Source organism: Paenibacillus sp. JT22N12, assembly GCF_056269365.1.
Genome location: NZ_JBWDNU010000002.1, coordinates 999406 through 1013309, shown reverse-complemented (window position 1 = coordinate 1013309; position 13904 = coordinate 999406). Strand labels below are relative to the sequence as shown.

The 13904-nt window shown below is 46.2% G+C and carries 17 protein-coding genes; 7 read left to right on the top strand and 10 right to left on the bottom strand.

What is annotated here, in order from left to right; all coding sequences use genetic code 11:
* Positions 1 to 20 precede the first annotated feature (20 nt).
* Positions 21 to 1286 carry an MFS transporter gene (locus AC0YOA_RS09835; protein WP_475768093.1) on the bottom strand — a complete coding sequence of 422 codons (1266 nt, stop codon included), beginning with the start codon at positions 1284 to 1286 and terminating at the stop codon, positions 21 to 23.
* A gap of 135 nt (positions 1287 to 1421) precedes the next feature.
* On the opposite strand from AC0YOA_RS09835, the gene AC0YOA_RS09830 reads away from it, so the two are divergent.
* Entirely contained in the window at positions 1422 to 2891 is a 1470-nt protein-coding gene (locus AC0YOA_RS09830) for an aminotransferase class I/II-fold pyridoxal phosphate-dependent enzyme (protein ID WP_210042075.1), read from the top strand.
* Between the two features lie 60 nt (positions 2892 to 2951).
* Here AC0YOA_RS09830 and AC0YOA_RS09825 read toward each other — a convergent pair whose 3' ends face one another.
* Positions 2952 to 3785 (bottom strand): dienelactone hydrolase family protein, encoded by an 834-nt coding sequence (locus tag AC0YOA_RS09825; RefSeq protein ID WP_475786425.1) that lies wholly within the window; start codon positions 3783 to 3785, stop codon positions 2952 to 2954.
* 116 nt (positions 3786 to 3901) lie between these two features.
* Here AC0YOA_RS09825 and AC0YOA_RS09820 point away from each other — a divergent pair, with 116 nt between their 5' ends.
* Positions 3902 to 4321: a DUF1885 family protein gene (locus AC0YOA_RS09820; RefSeq protein ID WP_210042079.1), complete on the top strand. Its 420-nt coding sequence runs from the start codon at positions 3902 to 3904 to the stop codon at positions 4319 to 4321.
* A gap of 105 nt (positions 4322 to 4426) precedes the next feature.
* Here the strand turns inward: AC0YOA_RS09820 and AC0YOA_RS09815 are convergent, their stop codons facing one another.
* The 3 genes from AC0YOA_RS09815 to AC0YOA_RS09805 form a co-directional block, all read right to left on the bottom strand.
* Positions 4427 to 4747 (bottom strand): DUF1292 domain-containing protein, encoded by a 321-nt coding sequence (locus AC0YOA_RS09815; protein WP_210042088.1) that lies wholly within the window; start codon positions 4745 to 4747, stop codon positions 4427 to 4429.
* 111 nt (positions 4748 to 4858) lie between these two features.
* The gene (locus AC0YOA_RS09810) at positions 4859 to 5431 is read right to left on the bottom strand and encodes a stalk domain-containing protein (RefSeq protein ID WP_475786424.1); all 573 of its coding nucleotides are present in this window, start codon (positions 5429 to 5431) and stop codon (positions 4859 to 4861) included.
* 160 nt (positions 5432 to 5591) lie between these two features.
* On the bottom strand, positions 5592 to 5792 hold the full coding sequence (locus AC0YOA_RS09805; RefSeq protein ID WP_210042092.1) for a hypothetical protein: 201 nt from the start codon (positions 5790 to 5792) through the stop codon (positions 5592 to 5594).
* A gap of 175 nt (positions 5793 to 5967) precedes the next feature.
* Here AC0YOA_RS09805 and AC0YOA_RS09800 point away from each other — a divergent pair, with 175 nt between their 5' ends.
* Positions 5968 to 6693, top strand: coding sequence for an MBL fold metallo-hydrolase (locus AC0YOA_RS09800; protein WP_475786423.1), 726 nt, complete (start codon positions 5968 to 5970; stop codon positions 6691 to 6693).
* A gap of 58 nt (positions 6694 to 6751) precedes the next feature.
* On the opposite strand, the gene AC0YOA_RS09795 is transcribed toward AC0YOA_RS09800, so the two are convergent.
* The 4 genes from AC0YOA_RS09795 to AC0YOA_RS09780 all read right to left on the bottom strand — a co-directional run bounded on the left by AC0YOA_RS09795 (position 6752) and on the right by AC0YOA_RS09780 (position 8393).
* Positions 6752 to 7009, bottom strand: coding sequence for a DUF3892 domain-containing protein (locus AC0YOA_RS09795; RefSeq protein ID WP_475768097.1), 258 nt, complete (start codon positions 7007 to 7009; stop codon positions 6752 to 6754).
* 65 nt (positions 7010 to 7074) lie between these two features.
* Complete coding sequence (locus AC0YOA_RS09790) at positions 7075 to 7326, bottom strand: hypothetical protein (RefSeq protein WP_210042103.1); 252 nt, start codon at positions 7324 to 7326, stop codon at positions 7075 to 7077.
* A gap of 95 nt (positions 7327 to 7421) precedes the next feature.
* Entirely contained in the window at positions 7422 to 7589 is a 168-nt protein-coding gene (locus tag AC0YOA_RS09785; protein WP_210042106.1) for a hypothetical protein, read from the bottom strand.
* Positions 7590 to 7694: 105 nt separating this feature from the next.
* A complete protein-coding gene (locus AC0YOA_RS09780) occupies positions 7695 to 8393 on the bottom strand; it encodes an acyltransferase (protein WP_475786422.1) in 699 nt (232 codons plus the stop codon).
* 66 nt (positions 8394 to 8459) lie between these two features.
* Here AC0YOA_RS09780 and AC0YOA_RS09775 point away from each other — a divergent pair, with 66 nt between their 5' ends.
* The 3 genes from AC0YOA_RS09775 to AC0YOA_RS09765 all read left to right on the top strand — a co-directional run bounded on the left by AC0YOA_RS09775 (position 8460) and on the right by AC0YOA_RS09765 (position 11466).
* Positions 8460 to 9638: an alpha/beta hydrolase family protein gene (locus tag AC0YOA_RS09775; protein WP_475786421.1), complete on the top strand. Its 1179-nt coding sequence runs from the start codon at positions 8460 to 8462 to the stop codon at positions 9636 to 9638.
* 710 nt (positions 9639 to 10348) lie between these two features.
* The gene (locus AC0YOA_RS09770) at positions 10349 to 10456 is read left to right on the top strand and encodes a YjcZ family sporulation protein (protein WP_379114547.1); all 108 of its coding nucleotides are present in this window, start codon (positions 10349 to 10351) and stop codon (positions 10454 to 10456) included.
* 212 nt (positions 10457 to 10668) lie between these two features.
* The gene (locus AC0YOA_RS09765) at positions 10669 to 11466 is read left to right on the top strand and encodes a DUF2935 domain-containing protein (RefSeq protein WP_475786420.1); all 798 of its coding nucleotides are present in this window, start codon (positions 10669 to 10671) and stop codon (positions 11464 to 11466) included.
* 851 nt (positions 11467 to 12317) lie between these two features.
* Here AC0YOA_RS09765 and AC0YOA_RS09760 read toward each other — a convergent pair.
* Positions 12318 to 12494, bottom strand: a complete 177-nt coding sequence (locus AC0YOA_RS09760) for a hypothetical protein (protein ID WP_210042122.1) — start codon at positions 12492 to 12494, stop codon at positions 12318 to 12320.
* Between the two features lie 974 nt (positions 12495 to 13468).
* Between AC0YOA_RS09760 and AC0YOA_RS09755 the strand changes: the two genes are divergently transcribed.
* Positions 13469 to 13687, top strand: coding sequence for a hypothetical protein (locus AC0YOA_RS09755; RefSeq protein ID WP_475786419.1), 219 nt, complete (start codon positions 13469 to 13471; stop codon positions 13685 to 13687).
* Positions 13688 to 13904: the final 217 nt, after the last annotated feature.

Here is a 13904-nt window from a genome sequence, read left to right as displayed (position 1 = left end):
CATTAATTCCCTCCACATCATCATCGTACCACAACTTCTGAGCGTCTTGTTATGAACAAATGAAGAACAAAAAGCAGCAGCATCACGATCCCGCTCAGTAAAAATGGAGAATGCGGACCCAGCTTATCCCACAGCTTCCCGGACATAATGCTGCCGAACACCATCCCCAGGCCTTCGATGGTGAGGAAGAAGCCCCAAACCGCGCCGCGCTCCGATTTTGGTATGGCCTGCGCAATGAGCGTATTCCAGGCTGGAATAATAAAGGCATAGCCCGCCCCCACAAAGGCCACGATAATCAAAACAAGAGGGAGCATCCGTGTATATCCGAGAGTTGGCAGCGAGATCGCCGCCGTTATAAATCCGACATGCAGAAACCATTTGGTCCCGAAGCGGTCGACCCATTTGCCGACCGGAATCAGCCCCAGCACGGTTACTGCCCCTCCTGCGATGAGGTACAGGCTGTACTGCTGCGGGGTCAGATGCAGCACAGTCCGGGCATACAGCGTCAGGATCGGAGTGAGCAGCCCCAGCGCAAAATTTTGCATAAACATGGCGGGATACAGCAGCTTGCTTGCATGCAGGGAACTGCGCACCTTGGCGAGGTAACGTCTCGTTCTTTCCGCCATACCCAGCGATTGCTTCTCCTTTAATTCCGCTGTTGCCTCTGGAGCGGCCCTTCCTTCAATTTCATGCGATTTGCGTCTGCCCGGCAGGAACAGTGCGACCACGACGACGACGCTCATCATCCCGATCAGCAGCCTGAAGGCGGGATGAAACGAATGCGCGATGAAGAAATTGATGACAATCGGTCCGCAGCCAACACCAGTCAGCCATGCCATGTACACCACACTCATAATCGTTCCGCTTGCTTCATTTCCGGCTACAGCCGTTGCTCCGGTTATTACACAGGGCCACAGCGGAGACGTTCCGATGCCAAGCAGCAGGCAGGCCAATATAATCCAGAATACATGACCGCTGGACAAAGATATAATAGCGACAGAGATGAAGGTCAGCAATACGCCAAACAGCATTACATAACGATAGCCGATTCGATCGATGATCCAGCCCAGAGGACTTCGGAATGCATTGTCTCCTATGTATTGCAGAGCCAGCGCCCAGCCGACCGCATAGACCGACAAACCCAGAACCGTACCCATGTAGACGGGCAGGATCGACACCAGCAGTGCGCCCTTCACGAATTCGACAAGGTACATGATAATAAGCAGCTGAACGACAAACGGCGATTTGAGCACCTTTTTGCCCGCCCATGATTTCGCGATTTCCATGGTGTTTCCCCTTTCCGGCTTCAGCAGTCCATTACGCTTTCGGATTTCCCGTAAAACATGCTTGCAATCCCCCCTGTTTTTGCTATACTCAACCTTGTTTGTACGATACCTGACGAAAGGGTGGAATGAAAGTACATGAATCATACTCGGACACCGCTGTTCAGCGCACTGCGCAGCCATGCGGCTCAAAACCCTGTTCAATTCCACATTCCCGGACATAAAAAGGGCCTTGGAAGCGACCCCGAATTCCGGGCATTTATTGGCGATAATGCGTTATCCATCGATCTTATAAATATTGCGCCGCTCGATGATCTGCATCAGCCGACCGGTGTTATTGAAGAAGCGCAAATTCTCGCTGCCGATGCTTTCGGAGCCGATTATACCTTTTTTTCGGTACAAGGAACAAGCGGCGCCATTATGACGATGATTTTATCCGTCTGCGCCCCTGGCGACAAAATCATCGTGCCGCGCAATGTGCACAAGTCGATTATGTCGGCCATCATATTTGCCGGCGCACGGCCCGTATTTATCTCTCCTGCCCGTGATGCGAACCTTGGGATCGACCACGGGATTACGACAAGCGCGGTCAAACGGGCGCTTGAGCGCCATCCGGATTCCAAAGCGGTACTCGTTATTAACCCGACTTATTACGGCATATGCGCAGATCTTCAGGAAATTGTCGAGCTCGTCCACCGCTATGACATTCCGGTGCTGGTCGATGAAGCGCATGGCGTCCTGATTCATTTTAATGAGAAGCTCCCGATGTCGGCGATGCAGGCAGGCGCGGATATGGCGGCGACAAGCGTGCATAAGCTGGGCGGCTCCATGACTCAGAGCTCCGTGCTGAATGTGCGCAAGGGCCGGATCAATCCACAGCGGGTTCAGACCATAATCAGTATGCTGACAACCACATCAACTTCCTATATTCTGCTCGCTTCCCTGGACACATCAAGACGCCATCTGGCGCTCAATGGCCATGAGATTGCCGAGAAGGCGGTCGGTCTGGCTCAGTTCGCGCGCGAAGAGATCAACCGCATGGATGGGCTGTACTGCTTAGGCAGCGAAATTCTTGGCGGAGAAGCGACCTTCGACTACGATCCGACCAAGCTGACCATTCACGTCAGGCATCTGGGCATTACCGGATATGAAACAGAAAACTGGCTGCGCGAGCATTATAATCTTGAAGTTGAATTAAGCGATATGTATAACATCCTTGCCCTTGTAACGCCAGGAGATACACAGGAATCGATCGATATCCTGATAACTGCTCTTCGGGATCTGGCTCAATCTCATTATCAGCTGAACGAAGCCAAGGAGCTGGTAGTCAAAATACCTGAGATTCCCCAGCTCTCGCTTACTCCGCGCGATGCGTTCTATGCGCAGACGGAAGTGATCCCGTTCAAGGAATCGGCAGGGCGTATTATTGCCGAATTTATCTATGTTTATCCGCCAGGCATTCCAATTCTGCTCCCGGGCGAGGTCATTTCCCAGCCGAATATTGACTATATTATCGATCACGTCGAGGTTGGACTGCCGGTCAAGGGACCGGAGGATCGCAGCATCGAATTCGTGAAGGTAATTGTCGAAGAAACCGCGATTTCGTAGCCCAGACTCAAAAGACCGCTTCCCCGACGTCATCGTCGATGGGAAGCGGTCTTTATTGATTCAGGCTTGAATGGAATCCGTCAGCACCTGCTGTATAAATTGAAGCGTTCTTCCATAAGCGTCCCTCGCTGCATCCACATGATAAGAAGGACGGGTATCATTGAAAAAAGCATGCTGGGCTCCGTCATAGATATGATATTCGAACGCCACGCCGGCTTTCTCTGCAGCTTCCGCGAATTCCGGTACGGCACTTGTAATCCGTTTATCCAGTTCGCCGTAAAAACCGGCGACAGGACACTGAATTTCAGGAATACACTCCGAGGGAGGCGCACTTCCATAGAAGATAACTGCTCCCCGAAGCTCCGGATCAAGCGCTGCCAGCCGGCCTGATAATGTGCCTCCCAGGCAGAACCCCATGGAGGCTACCCCTCTTCCATACGAATACTCATACGTATCCCTCAGCCAAGCGGAGGTAGCTGCGACCTGACGGATGAAATCCGGAAGCATGCCGCCTGTGTTAAAAACTTTGCCCAACGTGCTCTCTATCTGATCGCGTTTTTGTACCGGCAGACTGGCCAGCGCAGCTTGACGCTGCTCCGGGTCGGCCCACTGCGCAGGCTTAATCGTGTTGTGAAACAGCTTGGCTTCATCGATTCGATCCTGCTCGAAGCCCGCCTGTCTGAACCCGTCCTTGCTGAACAAATCCGGCGCAAATGCCACGTAACCGGCCTTGGCGATACGCCGCGTCACATCCTGGATATGCCCGTCGACTCCCCATATTTCCTGCAGCACAATGACAGACGGGAGCGGTTCCCGCACATCCGCCATCCTTGCCACATATCCGCTGTATTCCCCGTTTTCACCGTATCTGATCCATTCCGTTTCCACGCTCATAACTGAAATCCTCCTCTTCATTCGAAAGAGATACTTCCCATGATCACAAACAGCCTCTATGCAATATTGTCATTCTCAAACCCTAATGCTATGATATTGAAGGGGGTGGGCAAACAATGAGTCAGAGCGCTTACATTAAATTTGTAGACGGTTCCATTGTACAGCAATTGAGCCTTGATGAAGTGAAAGAACATCTCGCACGTTATCAGGAACAAACCGCTCTAACAGGTCAGCAGCTGGGCTGGGACTACTCGGAAGCAGCATTCCCTTACACGGTTGAAACAAAACCCGGCGAGGAGCAGCGTTGGTTCTATTTGAAAGGTACAAATCCGTTATATTATTATATTTTATTCGGTGTCGGATCGCAAAATCAAGGTGAACGCGAAATCCCCTATGTCCAGGTGGTCCTTCCGGAAGGTGCTACACATGGCGACAAAGCCAAGGGCAATGAGTTGTGCAAATATTTGGCCAAGCATCTGAAAGCGGAATTAATGATGTTCAACGGCCGCACCATCTATTATAATCCGCGCAAATAGCTTCAAGATATACATAGCCAGACTGGGCGTGCAGCCCCTGGTACAGCTAAAACTCCGGCAGCCTGTGGTGGGTTACCGGAGTTTTAATGGTGCTATTATGATGTTTTAAGCCTCAGGCTCATTCTCGCGTTCGGCAATTTCCTCATAAATGCGCGTCACGCGATCCCATTCGGCATCATCTTCAATTCCAACGAGAAAAGCTTCTCCATTCTCTTCTTCAATTCGGAAAATCACGCCATCAGCTTCAGGATCGTTGCGGTCCAGAAGCACAGCATATACTTGCTCTTCAGACTCGAAGGTATAGACCATGACCATTTCACGTTCTTTGCCTTCTTCATCCGTCACAAGAAAGACATGCTCTTCGTGGTCGTGATCGCAGTCTTCTCCATGTACATGTTCGCCGTTATTATGTTCATGCTCGCTCATTGGATACCCTCATTTCAATTCATGATACCTTTCCTTCGTATCGTAACATGGATGACAAGTTATGGTCAAACAAAAACGCCCCTGCTCAAGAGAAGCAAAGGCGCTGTTCCATTATGGGTTTTTGGCAGTAATTGTCTTTTCTGATAGAAGATTCCACTCGTCATTACCGTCGGTTTTCATGAAAAATCTGATCGTATATTTGCCTGCTGTATCGAAGGAATAATTAACATCCTCTGTCCGATACCAGAAATTATCTTTGTCGATAGATTTGTTCTCCGATTGAATGATTTTCTCGGTTCCGCTTGGATCAAATATCGATACCTTAACAGCGGTTCCCGTGGTGAGCAAATTATCGATCTGTGCAAATACCTTGAAAGTAATTCGATTGCCCTTTACCACATTGCCGAAAATGGTATTGTCCTGCTGAAATAGAAACATGTGGACGTTAGGCTTGTACACGGTAACCTTCTTTGCTCCTTCGTCCCAAATAACGAGAGCTTGAAGCGTGTTGGCTATCTGGCGAACGGATATGAATGATTTGCCATCCATAAACATTCCAGCGTCATCCAACTCAGAACCGTTCACGATTACCCGTACCTTCTGTGCTGCCGAATCGGCAAACAGCATGGTACCGCCCCACAATGACATCACCAGCAGCAAGATGAGAAGCTTTCTAAACTTCATGACATAAAACCTCCATCACTTTGTCTGGATGTATGGTTATACTCACCAATTCGTCCAAAGTTGCGCCAATTCCAAAATTTTTTCAGGTAAGATTTCGGTAAGCTTATAGTTTTACATTAATAAAAGATTCCCCGGGAAATAAACCCAGGGAAATCATTCCTTAAACATATGCTCTGGTTAAAATGCAGGGTACGCCTTTACCGACCGCACCAGGGGTTTTCATGGCCGCCCAGTAGCGCAAACCGCGTGCACATGGTGTTTTGCATACTGCGCATGTATCAGAAAGAACAAGCTTCATTGCAGTTTGTTTTTTGTCGGAAGCCGATGGCGTTTTCTTTTTGGCAACTTTGCTTTTTGACATGACTGCTGCACCTGCCTTCACAGTAGCGATTCCTTCATCGTTATCATATGAAGATCGAGACAGGCGCGTATCGGCTCTTATCCCTGTTTGGCGGAAATATAAACAATGGCACTCTTTCCATTTGCAATCAGAGATGATAAGTTTGTAAGTATTGAATAGTAGGGGGAAGCGGCGGTTGAATGTACAAATGCTTGGAACGGGCAGCGCATTTGCCAAAAAATATTACAACACGAATGCGCTGATTTACTGTGAAGACCGCACCGTCATGCTGGACTGCGGAATTACAGCCCCGCTCTCCTTACATCAGCTGGGCAAAACCTTTAATGATATCGATGCTCTGATGATCAGCCATATTCATGCGGATCATATCGGAGGGATGGAAGAGTTTGCGCTGCAAATGAAATATATTTTCAAGCGCAAGCCTGCTTTGTATATTATGGAGACGCTTATAGACACACTTTGGGAAACCTCTCTCCAGGGCGGTTTGAAACAGGATGAGTTCAAGTTACTGGACGATTACTTTGAGGTGCATCTTCTAAAAGAAAATAGAAGTATCCAGCTTCTCCCCGGCTTTAACGTGAAGGCGATCCGTACCAGCCATATTCCAGGCAAGCTCAGCTATTCCTTTCTTATTAATGAGACATTTTTTTATTCGGCGGATATGAGGTTTGATGCGGAGCTGCTTGATATCCTTGTCCAGCAAGGCTGCACGACCATTTTTCATGACTGCCAGTTCACCTCTCCGGGTGCGGTCCATACAACGCTTGACGAGCTCAAGTCGCTGCCCGAATACATTCAAAAGCGCATCATGCTGATGCATTACGACGATAACAGGGTCAACTATGAAGGTCAGACCGGCACCATGACTTTTGTGGAGCAGCATCACCTTTATTCCTTCTAAACGCAGCAAAAAAAGCCCGCCAATAGCGGGCTTTTTCGTTTATTTATAGAGGCTTTGTTCAGAACGTTGGCAGATTATCGAGATTATTGGTCGGATCGCCATCGGCATCTCCACGAATATACAGACCGCCATCTCTTCCTTTAAAGACATTGACACCTGCAAGCTGCCCTGTTTGCGCTTCTTGCAAGGCTTGTGCGTAATCGAGTACACGACCTGAGGAAGTCTTGAATGCCTGAAGATCTCCATCACCGTTCTTTTGTACCGCTACCAGTGACTCCCGGCCTGATTGGCCGAATCCTTGTTCATTCTCATTCATCGTTTTGCCTCCTTATGCATGCATGTCATTGTCTGCAAGTCTAGCTTGTCCGTCTTAAGAGCATATTATTCATCTCTTAAGCGACCGCCGCCTTTGCCCACATGCTTCTCCTCCGTCAAGCCTGGCTTCTTGTTTTCAGGATCACGTTTCAAGCCGTAAACATCTCCGAATATAGAGCGGCTCAGAGGGTATACATCAGTGGATATGCTTTGGAGATGCCCGTCCTCGTAGGTCATGGCCGGCTCCACATTGCTTTTCACACAACCTGTGCACAGACATAAGCATGCTGCAGCAGCTGCGCAGATTAATTTTTTCAAACCAAAACCAGCCCCTTGGCATCTGTTGTTTTCTATGGGACTAGTATGTCCAATAGCCAAAAAATCAAACAACAGACCGCTCAGCGGCGTTATATCTATCGTTTAGGCCGTGCGTCCTTGGGTAGCTTCCTCCTCCACACAAAAGGCTCGTCATAGTCGAAAGTATCATGAATCACCATTTTTGCCGTGAGCACGATTACAATACCGCATATCCCAAATAAACCGATCAGCCAGACAACCAGTTCGGCAGCTTCCTTGATCATATAACCCGCCCCTTTCTCCAAGCCAAACGCCTATGAAGTAACGATATGCGCTCATCGGGTTGAATAGTCGTGCGGGAGACGGCAGGAGTGATTATTTTTCAAAAATTAGTCAACAAATCCTGTCATATTAATCAGTTCATGATACATCTTGTCCTTCTTGTCTTCCGTTATATGTCCTCTTAGCGTAAAGTCTTCCTCATAGACCCGGGCCTGCTTATGCAGCTGCCGCATCTTTTCTTCAAATTCTGCTACAGTCAAAATGACCTTGGCCGGGTTGCCCGCCGCCACGCTTCTCTCAGGAACAGATTTCGTCACAACGCTGCCTGCCGCTACAATAGAACCCCGACCGACTGTGATCCCTGGCATGATGACTGCTCGCGCGCCGATAAACACATCGTCTTCAATTCTGACACTGCCGACTTTTGTATAACCAATCAGCGGCTTTGTACTTGCATCATGTGCTAATATGTATGCTTGGGGAGCAATTGTAACATTATTGCCAATACGGATCAGCCAACAATGCGAATAGTCAAAGGTAACCCCAGGTTGTATGCTGCAGTTCTTTCCAATTCTCATGCCTAATTTGATGTAGTCCTCCAGCCAAACTTCCTCCAAAAAGTACTTTCGGGTTCTAACTTTCATGAAGGTAATCATTTTCTTTACCAATGAGATTTCACCTCTTCCAAGAGGAATGGGCTCTTCATAATGAATGATTTGTTCTTTAATACGAACATTATACAATGATCTGTCATTATCCACAATATGGAAATCAAAAAACACTACTTCTTTAATTGTAAAAACCATGATTACATGCTAACATGGGACATCAGAGTTGTTCGTTATTAAGAACAAGGCGGAGGATGATTATAGATGTCTAGGAATAAACTAAAAGTGCTTATCCTGCTGTCAGCGGCCATCACATTCAGCGGAGCTGTTACCCTGTCTTCCCTTTCAGAGGGAAACAAAATTGTATTCGCTGAAAACAATATAATAGAAGCCAAATCTGTGTCGGATCATGTAGTACTTCATTCATTCCGTTACCCTAGCACAATTGATAAAATCGACAATCTCTATGCTCATTACGCTTATGATGCTTCGAAGAAAAATCTCCCCATCGTCGTCCTCATGCATGGCTATACACAAGATTCAACTTCCATGACAGACTGGATTATGAAGGACATGGCGAACTACGGATTCTTTGCTGTTGCCGTAGGGATGCGTGGTCGGGATCAGGCGAAAGGAACTATGGATGTGAATGGACGAGAGCTGTACGACATTATAGATGCTGTAGAATTTGTTAAGAAAAACTTCTCCTCTTATGTAGATCCTGCCAATATCAATGTGTCCGGCTACTCAGGTGGGGGCGGTAATGCTTTTGGCCTTGCTGCCAAATTTCCCGATACCTTTAATGTGCTGGTATCTCATTTTGGCTTGGCCGACTACGGATATGACAAGAATAACAGCTGGTGGGCAACCTCAAAAACGCGGCAAGCGAGTATAAAGCAGTATTTAGGCGATACGCCGCAGAGCAACAAGGCCAAATACTATTCTCGGGCGCATCAATACGGCGTTGGTGAAAATCTGCAAGGCGGATTCTTATATATGTTCCACGATGCAGAAGACAATAATGTTCAGCCTGTTCAATCCAAAATGGTCAAGGAACAGATGGATCTCAATAAACACAGCAATTACTCGTTCAACCTGAGTAAAAAAGGCGATGCCATCCGTTGGCTACATGCCAGTCCTGACCAGGATCAACAGGTAAGGTTGTCCCGTGATATTTGGGGGAAAGCCGTACTAACCAAAAAGTACCCGCAGTGGACGATTGCCAAGAAAGGTGAGGTTCTTGTGCAGGGTTATATTAAAACCAAACGATTTACTATCTGGTTAGGTGACGGTACTGAAGAAGTAGCTGAAGTGACTTATGACACAGCCAATGGTACTTATCAAATAAAACCTCTGACTGGCCAGATGGAGGTAAGCATTACCCAGGGGACGAAAACAATATCTAAAACCATTTATAAGATGACGACATTGGTTGTGAAGTGATAGGATCCTGCACTAAATCCTCCCGGGCGGGAGGATTTTTTACTGCCTTGCTTTTTTCTCCGGGCAGCAAAGCTCTGTAGTTGTCTTAAGTTGTATGTCCACAACTATACGCACTTGCACCAGTCCTCTCGCTCGTCAACGCCATTCATTTGCCTCCTCTTGTGTTTAAGCTCATGACTCTCCGGCCATCTTGTTGCAGCAGCCAGGCTGTGAGTTGGTCTTCGTAAATATGCCAGTTTGTCCAAGCAATGATTCTTATTTCACATATAATGGATTATCTCTTCTGAAGAGGAGGTGTAGCCCATGTGTAAAAAGACCTGGCACCCTAAAGTAATTAAAGTTGTGCTCAAGCCCGGACAAAAAGCCATCATTATTTGCAAGAAACACAAAAAACACAAGAAACATTATTGCTAATGCTTCACTCATTCAGGAGCATCTTGCTTTGCGAGATGCTCCGCTTTTTCTTGTTCTTACGGGTAGATTTACTTGTTATGCTTGGATGTTCATACGAAGAATTCTCCTATTGGTTCGCATGATGTTCCAGGCACGTAGTATGTTCAGTATGAAGGCTGCTGCTGGCCGCCAGATCGGCGAAGAATATCCGAACTCATGGGCTATTCAAATTGATTAAATTGCTCGGTTACATATACCCAGTCACACTATAATTGGCTTGCATAATTTACAGTACCCTACAAAAGGAGGTGCTTTGAATGTCAGGTCTTGTTGGTGGTGCTTTCACAAACACTGGAGTGATCCTAGTACTTTTCATTTTATTGGTGATCATCGCTTGTAGCTGTGGAGGCTTCGGAAGATACTAAACGAATATGACCACTGTAGCCGATAGGCTATTCCGGAATGCATAAAACCTCCCTGCTCAACCCTAAAGGCGCCGCCAGCCTTTAGGGTATTTCCTGTTCAATCGAACCGAATATCATAGTCGTCAGCTTGGATTTGAACATTTCTATCCATTGACATAAAGATTCCGCCTCCTCTCATACAGTAAAGATAAAACTCCAGAGGAGGTATTGCTTTGTCAGATCAGTTTGTAGCACGTTCATTAGATGAAGTACGCTTTTGGTCTCGTATAATGAAAGAGCACTCCTTATTTTTGAGATTGGGATTCCGATGTGAAGATACTCAGTTGATTAATGAAGCCAATCATTTCTATACCGTGTTTGAAGCGATCGAGAATAGATCCAATGCATTTACAGCGGGAACGGATCCCAGTGTGATAAAAAGATTTAATGAAGAAGTCCATGCTGCAGTAACCTATATATGGGCCTTCAAGAGAAAAGTGCTTGGTTTAATACTGACTTGCCAGCTTCCCGGTGCTAACAATTTTCCCTTGTTGGTTGATCATGTAAGCAGAGAAGCAAATTATTTTAAAAATCGCTTAGCGGAATTAAATTTAGGAAGATTAGAACCACTGCCTGACGCTATAATTGACGAGAATGTATTCTTTCTAAGAATAATGGCTGAACATGCCAAATTCATCAGTCACCTGCTTGATCCTTCTGAACGGAAGCTAGTTGAACAGGCGAATAACTTCAGTCAAGAATTCGATCAATTGCTTTTTCAAGCAAAGAATTTGGAATACATGCGTCCCCAATCACAAACAGTTCCGCTCCTGGACCAATTTCTTGATCAGAACAAGGTGTCCGTAAAAGCACTTCGTGACTTTAAGAAAACGGCTCGAGATTTAATCGAAGCCTGTCGAATTAAGAGCATTATTCATCCACTATTAGCCGATCATGTTTTTCGTGAAGCAGAACACTTCCTGGTCATAATTGATATGTTTGAAAGCAGCCTGAAGAGCAAACATGCCTAACGTCACCATTTTACAATAATCCTTGGAATTGCAACATTATCTAGCATTCTGCTCCGCCTTCCGTGTCACTGTTCATGTTCGTCAACGTCAATATTCAAGCAATATTCACTCCACCCAAGGGGTCAGACTATATTCGGCCAATTCTGTGTTATCAAATAAATTCCATTCCTAGTCTTTTCAAGCTTATCCCTCCATGTGGTTTATCTCCCTCGGACAGTCCTTGGGTCAATGCCATTCCGTAACAATAATCCAAGCATGCCGAGCCAAGCATGCATAACTTACAGAGTACTCCAAACGCAAGGAGGTGCTCTTGAATGGGTTGTGAAGGCGAAGTTGGCGGTGTCGGCACTGGTAGAGGAATCGGATTTATCCTCGTACTCTTTATCTTGCTGGTCATTATCGCTTGCGGTTGTGGCAGATTGTAATTGTGGTAGATTCGGTTATTAGCTTCGGAGTGCATCCCAACAACTACATTTACAAAGCACCCTGATTGACCCGCTCTGCGGGTCTTTTTCTATTTCTCTTAAAGCTGTATCTGCTGCTGGACGGCCTCCGTTCGGCGCTCGTCGATTACCACAACACCACAGATCATGATTTAAGTACGTATGCTCTAATACACTCGAGCGTAGCGTTACGCGCGCGGTTTATCCGATGCTCTATAGGGCGGGTTTAACACACCGCCTGTGTATCTTAATACGTATAAAAGGGGCCACTCCATTGCGGATAGCTTTTTCTGATTAAAGAGAAATAAACAATAAATGGATAATATTCCTAATATTACTTTTAGAAGTGAACAGCAAATAGAGCAGGTAAGGGGCGATCCCCTCCTGCCCTATTTTCATTTCCGATTCTTAGGCCGACCAAATTTTTTCGATTGACGATAGTGTATCTGCAAGATACTTCTCGTATAATTTCATCCCCAGGTCATCGCCAGTTTTTTCATAGTGTTCTATCCATTTGAGCAAATCATTCGCGCGGCCCTCCAAGGCTACTTTAACTTGTAGCTTTTCAGTTGATGTAAATCCCATCGTTAATCATCACCTCCCATATGTTTCGCCTGTCTAGGCTGGTGTTAAATTTTGTATGGCATAGTATATGCAAAAACGCACTACCTAGTTATTAATTCCAAATAACCCCGAAGAACATCTTCAGGCGGATTAATCATGATACTCGATATCCTTTACCCTTTCGCATAATACAGACGATCCGGCATTTACCTGCTTCGCTGGGGATTGCGGAAAGAATGGGATGGTCCAGTGTTAAAAATGCTTGATCGCTACTCACATATCACGGGACATATGCAGCAAAAAGCCGCGGACGCTTTGGGGGAAATGTTTTATTCAAAGGCAGAAACCCGAAAAATTAAAAAAACCCTTGATTACCAAGGGTTTCAGCGTTTAAGTTATGGTGATCTGAGCAGGGTTCGAACCTGTGACCCCCACCCTGTCAAGATGAATCAGCATTCGGTATGACTCAGAAATAATTAGTAAAATCAAGGGTTAAACGCGTTCGCACGAACTTTTGTTCTGTGCATTTATGTACCTTTAAAATCCTATTTTCGTATCAAGTGTCCTCTTTTGCACCGAATTTGATATCTTTGATTTTGGTAGTTACGCTTGTTTTCATTTATAATTGCTCCTCTCGAATTTGGGTTTGTTCGCATGACGTTCCAGGAACGTATGTTTGGTTTAAGGGCAGCAGCTCGCCGCCAGATCGCCGGGCACGTCTGTATGATCAGTCTTTCATAATCTTCACGTTTGTTGCTTATCTTCTGCGAATATTCAGCCGTTATGAACCAATTCCATAATTTGTTTCTGAAATCAGCACATACACAAACCGTTACCTGCTTGTACTCCTACATTGATGTATACAACGTCAAGGAGGAGTTTGTTTATGGCACGCTTATTGGATGCTAGAACATCTCAAAATAAAAGTTTCTCTGACCTCGATTCAACGACTATATTGCCCAGCGAATACACCGGCGCTTATAGGAGTAGTCGGTTTGAACAACATCGGTGCAAGTGGAATCATCCGTGTGCAATTCACAGGAATTGCTGAACTTAGACTTCCGGAACCATTAGCTTCAGATACGATAATTGTAATTATTGTTATACGTGGGACAGAATTAACTGGCACGCCAGTCGCTAATGCTATTTATGGCACTGGAAACACTGTATCCCCAATTCAAGTCGTCACAATCAATGCTTCCGATTACAAATGAACTTATCTATACCTTGTTCCTATTCAGTACGATAGAAGCCACCCGAACAGGAATAGAAAGTTTCAATGCAATTGCATTTTCGGATTAAGCAGAGATTGGCTCAATGTAGATTATTGGGTTTCGCAGCATCCACGCCCAAGGCTTCTCATATAGAACGCCGCCGAGTGGAACATGATGCTTATCCCGGCTTTCCGCGACCAACAGATAGTCATCAGCT

Coding starts and splice junctions, on each gene's coding strand:
- AC0YOA_RS09835 (WP_475768093.1), bottom strand. CDS start 1,286: ATGGAAATCGCGAAATCATGGGCGGGCAAAAAGGTGCTCAAATCGCCG.
- AC0YOA_RS09830 (WP_210042075.1), top strand. CDS start 1,422: ATGAATCATACTCGGACACCGCTGTTCAGCGCACTGCGCAGCCATGCG.
- AC0YOA_RS09825 (WP_475786425.1), bottom strand. CDS start 3,785: ATGAGCGTGGAAACGGAATGGATCAGATACGGTGAAAACGGGGAATAC.
- AC0YOA_RS09820 (WP_210042079.1), top strand. CDS start 3,902: ATGAGTCAGAGCGCTTACATTAAATTTGTAGACGGTTCCATTGTACAG.
- AC0YOA_RS09815 (WP_210042088.1), bottom strand. CDS start 4,747: ATGAGCGAGCATGAACATAATAACGGCGAACATGTACATGGAGAAGAC.
- AC0YOA_RS09810 (WP_475786424.1), bottom strand. CDS start 5,431: ATGAAGTTTAGAAAGCTTCTCATCTTGCTGCTGGTGATGTCATTGTGG.
- AC0YOA_RS09805 (WP_210042092.1), bottom strand. CDS start 5,792: ATGTCAAAAAGCAAAGTTGCCAAAAAGAAAACGCCATCGGCTTCCGAC.
- AC0YOA_RS09795 (WP_475768097.1), bottom strand. CDS start 7,009: ATGAATGAGAATGAACAAGGATTCGGCCAATCAGGCCGGGAGTCACTG.
- AC0YOA_RS09785 (WP_210042106.1), bottom strand. CDS start 7,589: ATGATCAAGGAAGCTGCCGAACTGGTTGTCTGGCTGATCGGTTTATTT.
- AC0YOA_RS09780 (WP_475786422.1), bottom strand. CDS start 8,393: ATGGTTTTTACAATTAAAGAAGTAGTGTTTTTTGATTTCCATATTGTG.
- AC0YOA_RS09775 (WP_475786421.1), top strand. CDS start 8,460: ATGTCTAGGAATAAACTAAAAGTGCTTATCCTGCTGTCAGCGGCCATC.
- AC0YOA_RS09770 (WP_379114547.1), top strand. CDS start 10,349: ATGTCAGGTCTTGTTGGTGGTGCTTTCACAAACACTGGAGTGATCCTA.
- AC0YOA_RS09760 (WP_210042122.1), bottom strand. CDS start 12,494: ATGGGATTTACATCAACTGAAAAGCTACAAGTTAAAGTAGCCTTGGAG.